General features: G+C 42.1%; 14 protein-coding genes. All 14 read right to left on the reverse strand.

What is annotated here, in order from left to right:
• Nucleotides 1–26: 26 nt before the first annotated feature.
• Nucleotides 27–1,052, reverse strand: a complete 1,026-nt coding sequence (gene cas7e / locus EGC80_RS19920; RefSeq protein WP_124011882.1) for a type I-E CRISPR-associated protein Cas7/Cse4/CasC — start codon at nt 1,050–1,052, stop codon at nt 27–29.
• A gap of 49 nt (nt 1,053–1,101) precedes the next feature.
• Nucleotides 1,102–1,521, reverse strand: coding sequence for a type I-E CRISPR-associated protein Cse2/CasB (locus EGC80_RS19925; protein ID WP_124011883.1), 420 nt, complete (start codon nt 1,519–1,521; stop codon nt 1,102–1,104).
• A gap of 15 nt (nt 1,522–1,536) precedes the next feature.
• Nucleotides 1,537–2,082, reverse strand: coding sequence for a type I-E CRISPR-associated protein Cas6/Cse3/CasE (gene cas6e / locus EGC80_RS19930; protein WP_124011884.1), 546 nt, complete (start codon nt 2,080–2,082; stop codon nt 1,537–1,539).
• A gap of 16 nt (nt 2,083–2,098) precedes the next feature.
• A complete protein-coding gene (gene cas3, locus EGC80_RS19935; protein ID WP_124011885.1) occupies nt 2,099–4,504 on the reverse strand; it encodes a CRISPR-associated helicase/endonuclease Cas3 in 2,406 nt (801 codons plus the stop codon).
• A 138-nt stretch (nt 4,505–4,642) separates the two neighbouring features.
• Nucleotides 4,643–5,464, reverse strand: coding sequence for a helix-turn-helix transcriptional regulator (locus EGC80_RS19940; RefSeq protein WP_124011886.1), 822 nt, complete (start codon nt 5,462–5,464; stop codon nt 4,643–4,645).
• A gap of 527 nt (nt 5,465–5,991) precedes the next feature.
• Entirely contained in the window at nt 5,992–7,389 is a 1,398-nt protein-coding gene (gene tilS, locus EGC80_RS19945; protein WP_456114911.1) for a tRNA lysidine(34) synthetase TilS, read from the reverse strand.
• 81 nt (nt 7,390–7,470) lie between these two features.
• Nucleotides 7,471–10,947, reverse strand: coding sequence for a DNA polymerase III subunit alpha (gene dnaE / locus EGC80_RS19950; protein ID WP_124011888.1), 3,477 nt, complete (start codon nt 10,945–10,947; stop codon nt 7,471–7,473).
• A gap of 110 nt (nt 10,948–11,057) precedes the next feature.
• On the reverse strand, nt 11,058–11,696 hold the full coding sequence (gene rnhB, locus EGC80_RS19955; RefSeq protein WP_164839506.1) for a ribonuclease HII: 639 nt from the start codon (nt 11,694–11,696) through the stop codon (nt 11,058–11,060).
• 20 nt (nt 11,697–11,716) lie between these two features.
• Nucleotides 11,717–12,865 carry a lipid-A-disaccharide synthase gene (gene lpxB, locus EGC80_RS19960; RefSeq protein ID WP_124011889.1) on the reverse strand — a complete coding sequence of 383 codons (1,149 nt, stop codon included), beginning with the start codon at nt 12,863–12,865 and terminating at the stop codon, nt 11,717–11,719.
• A gap of 9 nt (nt 12,866–12,874) precedes the next feature.
• Nucleotides 12,875–13,645 carry an acyl-ACP--UDP-N-acetylglucosamine O-acyltransferase gene (lpxA, locus tag EGC80_RS19965; RefSeq protein ID WP_101032269.1) on the reverse strand — a complete coding sequence of 257 codons (771 nt, stop codon included), beginning with the start codon at nt 13,643–13,645 and terminating at the stop codon, nt 12,875–12,877.
• Nucleotides 13,642–14,103, reverse strand: a complete 462-nt coding sequence (fabZ, locus tag EGC80_RS19970; RefSeq protein WP_101032270.1) for a 3-hydroxyacyl-ACP dehydratase FabZ — start codon at nt 14,101–14,103, stop codon at nt 13,642–13,644. Before fabZ ends, lpxA begins: the two co-directional genes overlap by 4 nt.
• A gap of 31 nt (nt 14,104–14,134) precedes the next feature.
• The gene (lpxD, locus tag EGC80_RS19975) at nt 14,135–15,160 is read right to left on the reverse strand and encodes a UDP-3-O-(3-hydroxymyristoyl)glucosamine N-acyltransferase (RefSeq protein ID WP_124011890.1); all 1,026 of its coding nucleotides are present in this window, start codon (nt 15,158–15,160) and stop codon (nt 14,135–14,137) included.
• A 5-nt stretch (nt 15,161–15,165) separates the two neighbouring features.
• The gene (locus EGC80_RS19980; protein ID WP_124012135.1) at nt 15,166–15,663 is read right to left on the reverse strand and encodes an OmpH family outer membrane protein; all 498 of its coding nucleotides are present in this window, start codon (nt 15,661–15,663) and stop codon (nt 15,166–15,168) included.
• A gap of 65 nt (nt 15,664–15,728) precedes the next feature.
• The gene (gene bamA / locus EGC80_RS19985; RefSeq protein WP_124011891.1) at nt 15,729–18,212 is read right to left on the reverse strand and encodes an outer membrane protein assembly factor BamA; all 2,484 of its coding nucleotides are present in this window, start codon (nt 18,210–18,212) and stop codon (nt 15,729–15,731) included.
• Nucleotides 18,213–18,225: the final 13 nt, after the last annotated feature.

Genomic DNA, 18,225 nt, shown 5'->3' on the forward strand with positions numbered 1-18,225 from the left:
ATATATAAATAAATTAATAAAAGTTTTTAAAATGATAAATCACTAATTCTGCTTACTTTCTCAATCTTTTTGCTATTAACAGTATTAGTTAAATCAAATGCTTTAGCTTTTGATTGTAATTCGTAACCATCTACTAAATTTTCATAATGAGTGACTAAGCTTTGTATTGAAGCTTCCATTACTTCACCAGTATTAGGGATCGGTTTTCTGAAGGCATTAGCTAGCGACAACGGCTGATTTGAGCTAGTGCATAAAACAAAATCCGCTTTATTATGGGCTGCAAATGTTTTTTGCTTTGCCGATGGAGATACTTGCGCAAAACAATTGATAATGGTGTTGATTATATGAGTCGTTTCTGCGATAGATTTTTGTATATTTTTAGCCAATAAATCTACATCAATTGATGCATAACGGTAAAAAACTCCAGAGCTAAATTCATTTGTTCCAATATGTCCTGATCCTTGCTCAGCTAAATCATCACAAGCTGTAAACCAATCAACTTCAATATCTGCGTTATGTGTTGTTAAACTATGTGCAACACTCATTGCTGCCTCTACATTACGTCCTGGACAACTAGCATCCATCCGTCCAGATAATGCAACATCGATAGTTGGTAACTGCACTATTTTTTTCAAATCTTTTAATTCAGTTCCGGCTTGTACCATATTGATGGCTTCACGGATAGCACCGAGCGAATATGGCTGTACAGCATCAAAGTAACGATGTTTTTGCTTGGTTTCTTTATCTATTTCTGTTTTAATTTTAGAGCCCATGTTTTCTAAAACATCTTCAATTACTTTAGCATCAAATTCAGGTAGGTTCTCAATACATAATGTTAATAGTTCATCAAATCGATTCGTTCTAATTGATAATTCTTCAACATTAGCTTTATATAAATCGCTTTGGCGAATAGCACGTTTTAAACACTGACTTGAAATACGACTGCGTGTAGTACCACCAAATACAGCCGTTTTTTGTAAGCCTGAATCATCGCGATTCATCATAGAAGATGGATGAGAAATTAATGCATGAATATTGATAAAAGTAGTCATTGTGTTGCCCTTAAATTGAAAGTTAGTTACTTATTTGAATAAATGAATCCTATTTTTCTTGCTCACTTAAGATGAATTCTTTTAACAGGTCACGTCGTGCTTGTTCACCCCAATATTGAGCTAGTTTCCCTAGGCTAGATAAACTTACATTTTTACAACGAATGAGCTGCCTCTTTAAGTATTCAATGGCATTGTCACCGCTACGTGTAATTTGAATAATTTGGGTTTCTTTAACACCGGCATTTAAAAGTGCAACGGCTACAGAATCAGATTCCGCCTCATCTGTAATAGCAATAGAGACTAGCAAGAATAAGATACGCTGGGTTTGTGAATTATCTTTCGTCCCTGAAAATTTCAGAACACGAAAATATGCGGGACTATCAGCCAATTTCCTTAAGTTGCACCTTTTAAGATCAGCTTGATCACCCTTGGATAGATTCATATATGCGGTGTAGATTCTCTTGTACATAAGTAATCCCTTAAGTTAACTCGCTTTAGCCAAAGACAAGAGCCCTGCACCAGCATGTTTCTGACGACCAATCCCCATCACCAAGGCTTGATATATTTGTTCTGCATTTGTGATTTGTAAAATGCCTTCAAAACACACATAACGGCTACTAAAACATTTTCTACTTTTAACTAATATATTATCCATCGACGTTACATTGACATTGGCGCCTTTTAACTTTCGTTGTAGCCATGCAACTTGATCATCTTTATCATGAATTTCAATCACTCGTTTACCTTGGCTAATGCATTTTGTTGGATATACTAGTATTTTAAACTTATAGAAATCTTCATTTTCTAACTGAGGATTAAATGATTTTGTTTGCAATACCTCAGCATTTTGGCTGCTATTAGGCTGCGTGCTTGACTGCAACAACACTGTGACCTTACCTGTATCCGATTGATTTTCTACACGAAACAAATGATCTCGTTTTCGCTCAAGTGAACTTGGAAATAAACTCCAAATTGCCTGATGTTGTAGATAACTATCATTGGTATTCAATGCCACCATTGAGATATACATATAGTTTCCTTTTAACTTAGTTTTTACTATTAAAACTAGGTAATACGACACCTAATTCACCATAATCGATATCTTTATTAACAACAGATTTAATACAATAGAAATCAGTATCTTGTTTTCCCTTGACATGCTTTTTAGCTAGAGCAACAGTGCTGCGTTCTCTATCTTGCTGCTCTTTATAATCCCCACCATGAAACAGCCCTCCTAGTTCATTCATAAGCACAACTGTTGCGGTCATTTCACCTTCGCGCGTTAATAGCGCACAACGAGGATCAACATCGCTCAAAGGTTTAGAGTCAAGTACGCTGTACATTTTCGCGGTGTAAGCCGAACCATCTTGCTCCATTTGATATTTATCGTATAAATCATTTAATTCTGAGTTTTCGTCTGGGTAGGGTTCCTCAGCATGAACGTATTCAATGGCATGACGATAGCAGTCTGGAAAAGTTAATTTTTCTCTTTGTAGCAAATATTGCTCAGTGCGATAAAGTACACGAACATTACGATATACGTAGCCACTTCCCTGATAATGATGACTCCAATTACTAACCGATTGACTTGGTAGTAACGTTATAAATAGAGGATGTTTAATTCTGTCACTGCGTGAGTAAAGCGAGGTATTAATGCGATCATGCCGCCATAGTCGACCCATTCGTTGCATCAGGAATTCGATAGGCGCTATTTGGCTAACCATGATGTCAAAATCCAAATCCAAAGACTGTTCAACAACTTGAGTTGCTACTAATATTCGCCCTTTACGAGGTGCATTCTTTCCATAGATTTGTAGTACTTCGTTTTCAATCCTCTCTCTATCTGCATAAGAATAGCGAGCGTGAAATAGATCAACGTTAGTATCTTGTTCGGTTTGCAAATGTTTTAGCTGAACAAACAAATTTTGTGCATCTGCGACGGTATTGCAAATAATACCCACCACAGCACCCGCTTTTGCATGCTCTAATAAAATGGCTTGCTGATCTGGGGTTGGCAATAAATCATTCGACAACCAATTTTTAAGAGTGACCACTTTATTTTTAGCCGGCATTTCAACTGAATACTCTTGCGTATTACCTTCTAAATCAACATGAGTAACTAGTGGGTACGCTGTGCGCTTGGCTTTACCGGAATAGTGTTTAAGTAATTTGTTTTTCAATGAAATTGATAACGTAGCAGATAATAAAATAACGTTAGAATACGCTTGATGCTGCCCCTTAATTACTTGTTCTATTAGTGCATACATATACGCATCGAAACTATGAATCTCATCCAGTATCAATACTGATTTTCTTGTGCCAAATGAGCGAATAAATTGATGTTTAATCCCAAGAACGCCCATTAAAACTTGGTCTACAGTTGCTACCGACATTGACCCGAGAAATGCCCGCTTATTTGATTGATGTAAAAAGCCATTTTCATCTGGAAATAGATATTTCGATTTCCCATGGGCAAGCGTTATTGCACTATCAGGAAAAAGCTTAGTCGCCGCGTCCCCTATACGATTAAATAACCCATTGGCAGTTGCTTGTGTTGGAAGACCAAAAACAATGCCATCAGCAAGATCTTTTTCTATCAACATAGATGCATAAGCCAAGGCAAACTCAGTTTTCCCCGACCCAGTGTCTGATTCAACTATTGTTAAGCCTGTTTTTAACGGAAGTGTAGGTAATAAAGTTTGAATACCACGAGGTAAATAAGGCTGAAATAGAAAATCAAAGCCTGAACCATTCAGTTTATTCAACATACCTGAATCAAGTAAGGCTGCTTTTGCCCTAGGTAATGTTTGCTGGTAGTACATATTTAAATCAGCTGTTGGTTCTGTAGTAAAATTGGTGATTGAGGAACCAATCCAGTCTGCCACACTGCATAATCCTGCAAGCATCGGAATCTCACCAACATCAGGAATAGAAGTTAAACCTGTAAATTCTAGGCTAAATTCAATCCACTTTTTACGAGCTAATTTATCTAAATTAATAAGTTCTTTATCAGCATCTGGTTCTAATAAGTTTCGATCTATCGATGTATCGCAATAACCATGATGTCCAGCAACGGCTTTCATTGCTTTATCATGACCATAGGTTTGAATAAAATGCAGATAACCATGCGAGCCATGCGAATACTTCTCAGATTCGACTTCATATTCATTGCCTTGAAGTGTAATACGTACTTCTTCTACAAAGTTCTGAAAGCGCGCATCAAACTTACCTAGATCATGTAATAACACATAAAATAAAACTATTGATCGCGCTTCAGTTTCATCTAACTTTAACTGCATAGATATTTGTTTAAGTAATACTTTCGATTCTGAAAGCCAAACCTCAACTACTGCCGCCACATCTAGGCAATGATATGGTAATAGATGATATTTCTCTACAGGGTTTGATTTGTCACACTTACCCCAATATTTAAAGTATGTATCATCTACCATATTCACCTCTTTTTGCTAAGTCCATGCACTGTATACCTTTATTATTAGATCATCTACACTGGTTATTTACACAGGTAAAGTCAGTTAACCATTGATTATCACTCTATTGTTGTTTTACTTCTGTTTTAGACGTGGGTATTAAAACAGCCATGGTTTAATGTCATCTCGATTTACGAGTACCAGTTGTTGTACTTCTGGGGTGCCATCGAGCATTTTGGTATTGACTTGTAATTCATGCAGCAAGTATTGAGCTAAAGCAGCTCGAGTAGACATGACTAATTGGCCACCTTCCATTTGGTAGTCATTAGCCAGGACGGCTTGTTTTGCTGGGCTTAATCGGGGATCGGGTTGAAGGATCAAATTGACCTGTGTATGCCAGGCAAGATCTTGTTGTGGATCTATGGTTGAAGCATCTATTAACTCTGCTTCACCTCTAAAGCGACTTAATACTAGGTCTCTAAAGTTTTGTGATTTTTCGCAATAACCTCTTATGTGCCAACGAGAACCGGTATTCACGAAAGTATGAGGGTGAAATATTCTGCCGTCATTTTCAGGATTTGCAAGTGAAACATAATCAACTTCTATACGTTGTTTATGTCGTATAGCAGATATCAATACTCGGATTATGTTATGTGAGACTTTTCTTGGCGGCAGGACTAAGCAAGATACATTATCGGCAAATGAGCTGTGAGTTGTAATATCTTTGGTGGCAAACCAATGTAAATAAATATTGATGTTAGGGGTGATGTAATAAGCAATAAAGGTATCGGCAGAGTAATAGGTGCCACTGATCTTGGTGGTGTTATTTGGGTAATGGCTTGTGTAAGTTTTTAAGTCAGTATTGGCTTGTTGTCGAGTAATTGAAAACTGCTGCTCAAGCGTTTTACAATTAATACAACCTTCCCACCATAAGATGAGTTCTATAAAATATTGCCTAACGTGTGACAAGTCCTTTGCCATGATCGATCCTATATAATTTACAGTACAGCATGCAATTGTTAATTCATTGCACTTATAAGATCAACTTAAATTTTGCAAATATATGATCTAAGTAGATAATATTTAAGTTTCTACCGTTACCCCAGCATTCACTTTTATAGCATACTCGCTCTTAGGCCTTGCCGTGAGCGAAGCGTTCGCTTGTTATCGTTCTTTATCGCTCTTTATCATTTTTTAGCGCTTTAATCGCTTGTCATCGTGATCTACCGTTCTTCCAGCTTTTATAGCATCTAGCCGCGGAGCGTACTCGCTCTTAGGCCTTGCCGTGAGCGAAGCGTTCGCTTTCACCTCTTGTTATCGCTTGTTATCGTTTTTTAGCGCTTTAATCGCTTGTCATCGTGATCTACCGTTCTTCCCAGCTTTTATAGTATCTAGCCGCGGAGCATACTCGCTCTTAGGCCTTGCCGTGAGCGAAGCGTTCGCTTTCACCTCTTGTTATCGCTTGTTATCGTTTTTTATCGCTCTTTATCGCTCTTTATCGCTCTTTATCATTTTTTAGCGCTTTGTATCAAAAAACTAATCCCTTGTTCACCGGTTTGCGCTACATAACGTTTATCTATCCATAAGCCGATGGCGGCGACTAAGACTTCATCATAAAAAATTAGTGGGATTTGTTGGCGACGCCAAGGTGGAATATGGCATTCTTGCCATAGCTTTTTTAACTCACGCGGTTTTTGACGTTGTGACGAGGCAAATTGCGGCTGGCACTTAATAGAGCCGACGCCGCCGTAGCGAAGGGTCACTTTGCTATTAGCTGGCGGTAAAACTAATAAAGGCTTATCAACCCTTGTTTGTTGGTTTAAATGATATCGATGCTGGCCTACATCCATCAGCATATCGGCCACATCGCCATTTAATAGGCTATTAAAATCAGCGCTGAGTTGGGTGGACGCTAATGGTTCAAGCTCACTATTGTTAAGCGCGTATGCCACGCCTGCAAACCGTTTAACTTGATAGTCGCCCCATTGAATCGACATATTGGCATCATCTTTTGCCGCTAGCAGTTGTGACAGTATCTGTTGTAATTGCGCTTGCGAAGGTAAACTGACGCCACAATGGATGAGATAACCGCGAAACAGTAATGCTTGCCATGCGCCACTTAATTGACCAAACCCAGTGAGCTTAAACCCAGTTGATTCGGTCATTAGTGCATTTGTATCGCTTGGCACTATTAGCCAGTCGGGTAAGCGATGACTCACTTCATCATCTATAACATCTTGCTGCTCAGCACATAATGCCGCACTTCTGGCTGCAGTAGCTGCAATACTGGGCCAGCGCTGCTTTAAGCGTGGAATAATATCGAGTCGTAAAAAGTTACGATCATAGCTGTCGTCTTGATTACTTTCATCTTCGATATGGATTAAACGGTATTGAAGTGCAAATTGCTCTATTTGATCACGGCTGATCTCTAATAACGGTCTGACTAACCAAGCTTGTTGGTATGCTTGTATCGCGCCCATTGCCGCCAACCCTTTTGGCCCTTGGCCGCGTTTTAACGCCAATAATAGGGTTTCGAGTTGATCGTCTTGGTGATGGGCGGTCAGTAAAATATCACCCGGATTGAGGTAGCGGTCAAAAGCGTGGTAACGGGCCTCGCGTGCTTGTGCTTCTAAGCTTTGTCTTGGGCCTTTATCAACCTTGACTCGCTCAATTTGCAGCGGTAATTGGTAATGCCCTGCTCGCGTTATACAGTGTTGTACCCAAGTGTCTGCATTGGCGCTGAGTCCATGATGCACATGAATAAGTAAGCAGGCTATGTGCGGGTATTTTTGCGCAAACGCACTGAGTCCATACGCTAATACTTCAGAATCAACCCCACCACTGTAAGCCAACACGACCTTAGGCGTATGTTCATGTTGCGATGCTGTCACCTGAACAAGCGGCATTACCGCTTGTTCAAGTAAATGGAGCAATTGTTCTACCGTCATTTGTTCTGAGGCCGAGAGTTTTACGGTCATGGTATGCGCCTAGTTAAATACGATTTTAACATTAGTCGAGCCGAGCATACTTTCAAGCGCTAATATCAACTCGTCACTGGGATTGACTCGCCAATCATCACCTAAGGTAATTTTACCGCTGGCTTGGGGTTGCGCATAATCAATAGTCACAGGCACCACGCCATTTCGCCAAGGGGTTAAGGTTTGCTCAAAGGTTTCTAGCCATTCAGATGTCACTTGCGATGCGTCAACCTTGATTTCAACAGCTTTAGCAAAATGACTGCGTGCTTCGCCGATTTCGATAATGTTACGGGCATTCATGCGATTGCCACCAGAGAAGTCATCGAAACTGACATCGCCTTCACAAATTAAAATACGATCTTTTTCAATCAGCTGGCCAAATTTTTCAAACGGTTCGGTAAATAACATCACTTCTAAGCGGGCACTTTTATCATCTAAGGTGACCAGACCCATTTTAGACCCCCGCTTAGTGAGCAACACCCGCGTAGCGACCACTAACCCTGCCACTTTAACGGTTTTACCGCGCTCTGTTGGGTGAATATCTTTTAAGCGGCCGCTGGTGTATTGCTTAAGCTCTTTTAAATATTGATTTATCGGGTGACCCGTTAGGTATAAGCCTAATGTTTCGCGCTCACCATCAAGCCAAATTTTATCAGGCCAAGGCGTGCACTCAACAAAGTTTTGTTTGCTGTCTTCAGGTTCGCTATTCAATAAACCGAACATGTCATTCTGGCCAATGGCTTCGGCTTTGGCATGTTGCGCCGCGGCGCTGATGGCTTGTGGCAAGGTCGCCATCATTGATGCGCGATGTGGGCCAAGGTGGTCTAATGCCCCCGCAAAGATCAGTTTTTCAATCACTCGCTTATTGAGTTTTTTTAAATCAATTCGAGCACAGAAATCAAAAAGATCGCTGAACGGTCCATTTTTACGGGCGTCTAAAATAGAGTCTACTGGGCCTTCACCGACCCCTTTAATCGCGCCAATACCGTAAACAATATTCAGATCATCATCGACGGTAAACTTAAATAAGCCTTTGTTCACATCGGGTGGAATTAACGGCAAGCCCATGCGCTCACATTCATCCACTAAGGTCACAATTTTGTCGGTGTTGTCCATGTCGGCAGACATTACCGCTGCCATAAATTGAGCTGGATAATGGGTTTTAAGCCACAAGGTTTGGTAGGAGACTAACGCATAAGCGGCAGAGTGAGATTTGTTAAAACCGTAGCCCGCAAATTTTTCGACCAAGTCGAAGATTTTCATCGACAGGTCGCCGTCTATCCCGTTATTAATGGCCCCTTCTTTAAACGTGCCACGTTGCTTGGCCATTTCTTCAGGTTTTTTCTTACCCATTGCACGACGCAGCATATCCGCGCCGCCTAAGGTATAACCCGACAATACCTGAGCAATCTGCATCACCTGCTCTTGGTACAAAATAATGCCATAAGTCGGTGCTAGCAGCTCTTTTAAAGACTCATGCTGATAATCAGCATCTGGGTATGAGACTTCCTCACGTCCATGCTTACGTTCGATAAAATTATCTACCATGCCTGACTGCAGAGGACCTGGGCGGAACAAAGCCACCAGTGCGATCATGTCCTCAAAACAGTCGGGTTTCAGACGCTTAATCAAGTCTTTCATGCCGCGAGATTCCAGCTGGAATACGGCCGTTGTTTCGTAACGCTGTAACAGTTTAAAACAGGCAGGATCATCCAATGGGATCGCGTCGATACGGATATTATCGAGGCCTTTTTGCTTTTGCACTCGGTTAACCATTTTGAGTGCCCAGTCGATAATCGTTAGGGTACGCAGCCCCAAGAAATCGAACTTAACCAGACCAGCCGTTTCTACATCGTTTTTATCAAATTGAGTCACCGGGTTTAAGCCTTCGGCATCGCAATATAATGGTGCGAAATCAGTAATTCGAGTGGGGGCAATAACCACCCCGCCCGCATGCTTACCGGCGTTACGAGTCACCCCTTCTAAGCGACGACACATGTCGATAAGCTCTTTTACATCTTCATCACCATCATAGGCTTCAGGAAGCGATGGCTCGACTTCAAAGGCTTTAGCCAGTGTCATTCCAGGTTCTGCAGGGATCATTTTGGTTAGACGTTCAACAAAACCGTATGGATGACCTAACACGCGGCCAACATCTCGAACAACCGCTTTGGCCGCCATAGTACCAAAGGTAATAATCTGCGATACCGCTTCTCGACCATATAACTCGGCAACGTGGTCAATGACCTCGTCACGACGATCCATACAAAAGTCGACATCAAAATCGGGCATCGAGACTCGTTCAGGGTTCAAAAAACGCTCGAACAGTAAGTCGTATTCCAGTGGATCTAAGTCAGTAATCTTTAGTGCATAAGCCACTAACGATCCGGCTCCAGAACCACGACCAGGTCCAACCGGAATGTCATTGTCTTTGCCCCATTGAATAAACTCCATCACAATAAGGAAGTAACCTGGAAAACCCATTTGGTTAATCACTTTCAGCTCAATTTCGAGACGTTCATCATACCCGCCACGGTTTTCGGCGCGAACGAGTGGATCGGCAAATAGAAATTCGAGACGTTCTTCTAGGCCTTTTTGTGACACATTAACCAAGAAATCTTCAATGGATAAGTCACCCGTAGGGAAATTGGGCAGAAAATATTCGTTTAATAGAATGGTGACATTGCAGCGTTTGGCAATTTCAACGCTATTTTGGATCGCCGACGGAATATCGGCAAACAGCGCGATCATCTCATCTTCGGTGCGCAGGTATTGTTGATCGCTATAGGTTTTGGGACGGCGTGGATCGACTAAGGTAAAACCATCATGAATAGCCACCCGAATTTCATGGGCCTCAAAATCGTCTTGCTTTAAAAAAACCACTTGGTTAGTGGCGACAACAGGCAAGCCTTTTGATGATGCTAACCCAACCGCCATGTGTAAATAGCGTTCTTCATCTGCACGGCCTGTGCGGATAAGCTCGATATAATAACGGTCTTCAAAATGCTGCTGATAAAATTCAATTAATGAGTCAACTTGGTTTTGATTGCCTTTTAATAATGCCTTACCCACGTCGCCATCTCTGGCACCGGAGATAATAATCAAGCCAGTGTTAAATTTAATCAGCCAGTCTTGGTCTATCACCACTCGATTTTGGACATGACCGCGAAGATAGGCCTCACTGATCAATTGCGTCAGATTTTGGTAGCCTTCATTGTTCATCGCGATAATGGTTAAGGCACAAAATTCTTTTTCAAAACCTGGGGTTTGCACCCAAAAGTCGGCACCAATAATAGGTTTAACACCGGCGCCATGACAAGCACTGTAGAACTTTACCAAACCACAAAAGTTGTTTTGATCGGTTAACGCTATCGCTGCCATACCCTGATTTTCAGCAGCAGCAATAATCGGTTTCACTTTGGCAACGCCATCTGACATTGAATAATCACTGTGGACGCGCAAATGAACAAAACGAGGATCGGACATAGATTATTTTTTCTTCGAAAAAGATGAATGTAATAACACGAAAAAGCGGGATTTAGACTACCAAACTAAGCGACTTTCTCCAACGATTTAGTCGGTTAATCTGGGTATTATCAAAATGTATCCTGAAGCAAAATGCGCTGGGCGACAGGTTTAAAACTCTTACGATGTTCCGCTAACACGCCATACAAGGCTAATGCTTCAAAGTGCGCTTTGGTCGGATAACCTTTATGCTTAGCAAAACCATACTGTGGGTGCTGACTGTCTAAGGTGTCCATCTCTGCATCACGAGTGACTTTGGCAATAATGGATGCTGCACTGATGGCGGCCACTAATCCGTCACCTTTTATGATTGCATGACTGGCTATACCAAAATCGGGCACCCGATTACCATCGACTAATACTCGTTCTGGTTGAAGGCTTAAGCCAGCAACGGCGCGCTGCATTGCCAGCATGGTGGCATGTAAAATATTCAGCTGATCAATTTCAACAGGGCTTGCACGGCCGACACTGACACATAATGCGTTTTCCATAATCACTTGATATAAAGCATTACGGCGTTTCTCACTCAGTTTTTTTGAATCATTGAGTCCAACAATGGGGTTACTTGGATCTAAGATCACAGCAGCCGTTACCACATCGCCAACCAATGGACCACGTCCTACCTCGTCAACACCGGCAACCAGCCCTTGTGAAATGATGGCCACTTGCTCAGGGGTAATATTTTTTATCACAACCGGTAATGTCAACATGTTAGCTTATCCTAGTCAGGTTACTGCGTTTGCAATAATGCCACCACGGCATCGGCAGCTCGCTCGCTGGCGTTACACTTAAGTAATTGATGCAACTGTTCGAACTTTGTATTAAGTGGCGTAAAATCTTGGTTGAGTTGCTTGATCACCTCATCTGCAATCAACTGCGGCTGGCAATTAGCTTGCATACATTCTGGTACTATCGTTTCGTTTGCCAATAAGTTGGGCAGCGAATAGTTGGTGATACTCATCATACGGATGCCAATCGCGTAGGTAATGGGGCTAACACGATAAGCCACCACCATTGGGCGTTTAACCAACATAGCCTCTAGAGTCGCAGTGCCAGAAGCCAATAAAATACAATCAGCGGCAGCCATCACCTCACGAGATTGACCTTCGATAATGGTGACTTCTAAATCGGGAGCAAACTGCGCAAGCGCAGCAATAAATTGTTGCCGACGAGCATCATTAACCACTGGAGTGACAAATTTGATGTCTGGATAGGCTTGTTTTACGAGCTGAGCGGCTTTGACAAACGGTTCAGCTAATTGCTTTAGCTCACCGCCTCTGGAACCCGGCAGCACAGCTAGGTATTCAGCATTGGGATCTAATCCTAATAGCTGCCGTGCGGCCAGCTTATCACTGTGCATCGGAATATCGTCCGCAAGTGTATGGCCAACAAAGGTACAAGGCACTTGATGCTTGTCATAAAAGGCCTTTTCAAACGGCAATAACGACAACACCATATGCGTGGCTTTGGCGATTTTAAATATCCGTTTTGGTCGCCAAGCCCACACTGATGGACTGACGTAATGCACGGTTTTAATCCCTTTGGCTTTTAATTTAAGCTCTAGGCCAATATTAAAATCGGGCGCATCAATGCCAATAAAGCAGTCTGGGGCTAATTCAGTAATGTGTTTCACGAGACTTGAGCGAATATGAAGCAGTCGAGGTAAATGTGATAACACTTCGACTAAGCCCATGATCGACAGTTCTTCCATTGGGAATAGACTTTCAAACCCAAGAGCTTGCATACGAGGGCCACCAATGCCAATAAAACGCGCATCAGGATAGCGTTGCTTGAGTGAATGAACTAAACCGGCACCTAAAATATCGCCGGAGAGTTCTCCGGCGACAATGGCAAATACTTTTGGGGAAGAGTTGGTCATCGTTTCCGTCTATCGAATGATGCCGCGAGCGGAGTGATTTACAAAATCCACGAACGCTTTTACATTTACGTCCTTTTCAGCAGACTCAGCCAATTCGGCATTGGCTTCTTCAATGGTTAAGCTCTTACGAAATACTGCTTTATACGCATTAAAGATTGCCCGCTGGCTTTCTTTGGTAAAACCACGGCGTTTTAGGCCTTCTAAATTTAATCCACGAGGTACAGCAGGAGAACCTGCTGCCATCACAAATGGCGGTACGTCTTGTAAAATAAGTGACGCTCCAGCGGTAAAAGCATGGTCACCGATATGTACAAACTGGTGCACACCGGTCATGCCACCCAAAATAACCCAATCGCCAACGTGCACATGACCCGCAATTGACGCATTATTAGCCATAATAACGTTATCACCAACAACACAGTCATGGGCAATATGTACATACGCCATTAACAGGTTATTAGACCCTATGCGGGTTTCACCCTTATCTTGGGTGGTACCACGGTGAATAGTGACCGACTCACGAATAATGTTATTGTCACCGATAATTAAGCGCGTTTGTTCGCCGGCATACTTTTTGTCTTGACACTCTTCGCCAACCGAAGCGAATTGAAAAATACGATTACCTTTACCGATAACCGTTGGCCCCTTAACCACAACATGCGAATTTATCCATGTGTCGTCGCCGATTTCAACATTCTCACCAATATAGGTCCAAGGACCAATAGTGACATTGTTACCAATTTTGGCTGTTGGGTGAACAAATGCTAATTTATCTATCACTTCTTAATCTCTCTGCGTGCGCACATAATTTCAGCTGAACAAACCAGTTCACCATCAACCAAGGCTTGACCAATAAACACACCAATACCACGACGCTCTTTAATCATTTTAACGTGAAAATGTATTTGATCGCCCGGCTCAACAACACGTTTAAAACGTGCTTTATCAATACCGGCAAAATAATACAATACTTCTGGCGACGGCTCAGTGCTCATGGTTTTAAAAGCAAGTAAACCCGTTGCTTGTGCCATGGCTTCTAAAATAAGCACACCTGGCATAACGGGTTGTATAGGGAAATGTCCCTGAAAAAATGGCTCATTAATCGTGACATTCTTAATCGCATGTAATTGCTCACCCACGGTAAAATCCAATACACGATCAATCAACAAAAATGGATATCTATGAGGTAGATATTTAAGTATCTCTTTAATATCCATGGTGTTTAATTGATTTGACACACTACATTCCTTTAATAAGGCCGAATTACAATTATTCTGTGCCCTTAGCACTTTTCTCGAGGGTTTTCACGCGGTTAAATAGTTCATCTAATTGACGAAAGCGCACCGTGTTCCGACGCCACAGTTTGTTTTCCATTGCGACAGTCGCGGACGAATACACACCTTTATCGCGAATGATGCTAGTCACATTGGTTCCTCCGCTAACATGTACACCGTCAGCGATACTGAGATGTCCAGCAACAGCACTACCACCACCAATAATGCAGTATTTACCTATGGTAGAACTCCCTGCAATTATAGACCCACCTGCAATTGCGGTGTTTTGCCCAATGATGACATTATGGGCAATTTGAATTTGATTGTCGATGATCACACCATCGTGTATCTCGGTGTGCGACAGCGCGCCACGATCAACACTGGTGCATGCACCTATTTCGACATAATTACCTATGCGCACGCCACCTGTTTGGGGGATTTTAATCCAATTACCGCGCTCATTTGCATACCCAAATCCATCCGAACCAATAACAGAACCGGAATGAATGATGCAATTGTGGCCAATATGTACATTATGATAAACGGTAACATTCGCCCAAAGGCGTGAATCTGAACCAATAATACTGGCTTCACCTACGACGCAACCTGGACCAATCTGAACATTTTCACCCAAAATAACCTTGGCGCCAATCACCGCATTTGCACCGATAGCCACACCGTCACCTAAATTGGCTGATGCATCTATTTGGGCCGAAGGATGAATACCAGGCGTTTCTTTTGGGGTGGTATCAAGTAATTGCGCTACTCGAGCAAACCCCACGTAAGGATCGCTAACAATCAGGGCGTTACCATGATAACCACTTGCTTCTTTTTCGCTTAGCAATACCGCACTAGCTTGAGTTGCCTCAAGCTGAGCACGGTATTTACTATTGGCTAAAAAAGAGAGTTGACCTTGGATTGCATGTTCAAGGGTGGCTACACTAGTAATTTCCAGTGATCCATCACCTTTAACCGTTGCGCCCAATAATTGGCTAAGCTCTTTTAAAGTCACTTTCTGCATACTTATTATTTGCCTTTGCTTAAGGCTTCTACCACTTTGCTGCTAATGTCAGCTTCTGGCTTAACAAAAATAACTGCGCCACGTTGCAGCACCATGTCGTATTTTTCTTTATCAGCAATGGTATTAATGGCTTTTTGAACTAGAACTAATAGCTTGTTTTGCTCTTCACCTTGACGACGACGCATGTCTTCGTCTAATGCTTTGCCTTTTAATTGGAATTCAGATTTTAATGATTCCATTTTACGGACTAAATCAGTCTTTTGTGTGTCGCTCATTAAGGCGCCGTCACGTTGTTGCTTTTCGACCAAAGAACGCATTTCCTCCTGCATTTTTTGGACTTCAGCAACACGATCACCAAACTCAGCTTTTAATGATTTAGAAATTTGTTCGCGCTGTGGCAGCTGTTCAAACACCTCACCCATATCAACCACCGCGAGTTTTTCCGCTTGGGCTAGCATAGGGGTAGCAAATAATGCCAATGTAATTAATGCGCGATTTACCATCTTTTTCAAAGTAGACTCCTTGTTAAAATTGTCGTTATCAGCTAAACATGCCGAGTGTATTTGTTTTAGAACGTTTTGCCAATATTGAATGAGAAAATCTCTGTCTCATCATCTTCATACTCTTTGAGTGGCCAAGCTAAACTGAATACCATAGGACCCATTGGCGATAACCACTGTACGCTCATACCCCACGAGGCACGTATGCGCTCAGGATCACTATAATCTTCTAACTTAATAAACTGATCCGCTGGCAGAGTGCGATACGAATCATAATCGAACTCGGTATCCCATACGTTACCGGCATCGACGAAGAAACTGGTCCGCACTGAGTTAGTGTATGCTTCATCGAGGAACGGCGTCGGCACGATCATTTCAAAGCTGGCTGTCGCAATCGCATTACCACCAATCGAGCGACCTTGGCTCACCTGAATCGTATTAGGATCACCCGGCAAACTACAACCATCACCAGAAACGTCCGGAGCACATTGTTCACTACCACGATATAAATAGAACGAACGTGGACCGACTGAGTTCGACTTAAAGCCACGTAACGAGCTGCTACCACCAGAGTAATAGTTTTCCCAGAACGGTAAGATTTGATCGTTGTCGTTAAATTGACCATAACCGTTTGAATAACCTAAACGGGCGCGAGCCAAAAATACAAACCCATGTTGAGGTGTCAGCGGGAAGTAGAAATTGGTGTCAAAATCCGTTTTAAAGTACTGCAAATCAGAACCCGGCACGGTCATTTTACCGCTTAAACGTTGCGATGAACCGTCTGTCGGGAACGTACCACGGTTAAGTGTGCTGCGATACCAACCGGCATTCAATTCAAAGTTATCAAAGCTTAAGTCTGAGTTTGCATCATCCGTTTCACGATACACATTATAGAAACGCAATGCTTGTTCATAAGCCGATATTTCTGAAATAGTATTATGACGATAACCAATACCACCGTTTAAACGGTTGGATTCATTAATCGGAAATCCTGAGTTTAATGCAACACCATAAGATTGATTCTTATAGCGCTCAAGGTTAGCCTCGTTGGCATCAAATTCGTTCCAATACACACTGCCGCCTAAACTCACACCATCTTTAGTAAAGTATGGATTGGTGAAAGACAAGTTAGCACTGCGCGAGTATTTATTAGTATTGATACTAATACCCGCTTGGTTACCTGTACCAAGGAAGTTATTTTGTTCAACCCCAAACTGCAAGCTCACACCTGATTCAGTACCATAACCCACACCGGCGTTAAACGAACCTGATGGCTGCTCTTTTACTGCGATGGCCACATCGACTAAATCGTCACTGCCTGGCACTTGAATTGTTTCGGCATCAACGGTTTCAAAATAACCTAAACGGTTAAGGCGAAGTTTAGACTGCTCAATCTGAGCAGAATTCAACCACGCCCCTTCCATTTGACGTAATTCGCGACGCAGTACTTCGTCTTTGGTTACCGTGTTACCGGTAAAGTTAATTGAGCGAACATAAACACGCTTACCTGGCTTGATATTGATGTTGAGTACCACTTCTTTGGATTCATCATCAATTTCAGGATAGGTTTTCACTTCAGGATAAGCATAACCAAAACGGCCAAGATATTTACTGTACATTTCTTCGGTGAATGTTACATCGGCACCGTTGTACATATTGCCTGCTTTGATTGGTAAAATACCTTTCATTAACGCTTCGCGGCCCATAAGGTCACCAATTAAGTTAACTTCTTTTACCTTGTACGTTTCGCCTTCATCCACATTAATAGTGATGTACAAACCTTTACGGTCCGGTGTCATCGCCACTTGTGTTGAGGTGACTTCAAAACGAATATAGCCTTGATTATGGTAATAGGTTTTGATTGTTTCTAAGTCAGCTTGTAGCTTTTGCTTTTGGTAGCGACGCTCACCAAATAAATCCCACCATGCCACATAGTCTTTAAGCTCAATCATGCTGATGAGCTCAGAGTCAGAAAACACTGTGTTACCTACCACGTTAATTTGGCGAATTTCAGCCGCTAAACCTTCGGTAAACTTAAATTTAAGCTCAACACGGTTACGAGGTAAGTTGATGATTTGCGCTTCAACTTTGGCGCCGTATTTGCCCACACCGTAATAGAAATCTTGCAAGCCTTTTTCAATGCCTGACAACATGGTTCTATCAAGTGATTCGCCCGCTTTAACACCAGAACCGTCAAGACTTTCTTGTAACTGTTCGTCTTTGATATCTTTATTACCTTCAAACGAGATAATACTGATAGTAGGACGCTCTTTAACCGTGACAAAAAGTATACCGTCTTCATGACTGACACTGATGTTTTCAAAATTGGTTGAACCGTAAAGGCTCTTAATCGCTTGCTGTAATTTAACTTCATCTACCGTGTCACCTACTTTCACAGGTAAACTCAATAGTGCTGCACCGAGAGCAACTCGTTGCAGACCTTCTACTTGGATGTCGGTCACTTCAAAAGGTTGGAAAGACTCTGCCCAACCATTCCCTGAAAAAGACGCGCCGACGAATAACATCGAGGCAAAAATTTTATTAAATCTCATAGAGCACTTCTAA

The sequence above is a fragment of the Shewanella psychromarinicola genome (assembly GCF_003855155.1).
Lineage (GTDB): Bacteria > Pseudomonadota > Gammaproteobacteria > Enterobacterales > Shewanellaceae > Shewanella > Shewanella psychromarinicola.

Coding starts and splice junctions, on each gene's coding strand:
- cas7e (WP_124011882.1), bottom strand. CDS start 1,052: ATGACTACTTTTATCAATATTCATGCATTAATTTCTCATCCATCTTCT.
- EGC80_RS19925 (WP_124011883.1), bottom strand. CDS start 1,521: ATGTACAAGAGAATCTACACCGCATATATGAATCTATCCAAGGGTGAT.
- cas6e (WP_124011884.1), bottom strand. CDS start 2,082: ATGTATATCTCAATGGTGGCATTGAATACCAATGATAGTTATCTACAA.
- cas3 (WP_124011885.1), bottom strand. CDS start 4,504: ATGGTAGATGATACATACTTTAAATATTGGGGTAAGTGTGACAAATCA.
- EGC80_RS19940 (WP_124011886.1), bottom strand. CDS start 5,464: ATGGCAAAGGACTTGTCACACGTTAGGCAATATTTTATAGAACTCATC.
- tilS (WP_456114911.1), bottom strand. CDS start 7,389: ATGCCGCTTGTTCAGGTGACAGCATCGCAACATGAACATACGCCTAAG.
- dnaE (WP_124011888.1), bottom strand. CDS start 10,947: ATGTCCGATCCTCGTTTTGTTCATTTGCGCGTCCACAGTGATTATTCA.
- rnhB (WP_164839506.1), bottom strand. CDS start 11,696: ATGTTGACATTACCGGTTGTGATAAAAAATATTACCCCTGAGCAAGTG.
- lpxB (WP_124011889.1), bottom strand. CDS start 12,865: ATGACCAACTCTTCCCCAAAAGTATTTGCCATTGTCGCCGGAGAACTC.
- lpxD (WP_124011890.1), bottom strand. CDS start 15,160: ATGCAGAAAGTGACTTTAAAAGAGCTTAGCCAATTATTGGGCGCAACG.
- EGC80_RS19980 (WP_124012135.1), bottom strand. CDS start 15,663: ATGGTAAATCGCGCATTAATTACATTGGCATTATTTGCTACCCCTATG.
- bamA (WP_124011891.1), bottom strand. CDS start 18,212: ATGAGATTTAATAAAATTTTTGCCTCGATGTTATTCGTCGGCGCGTCT.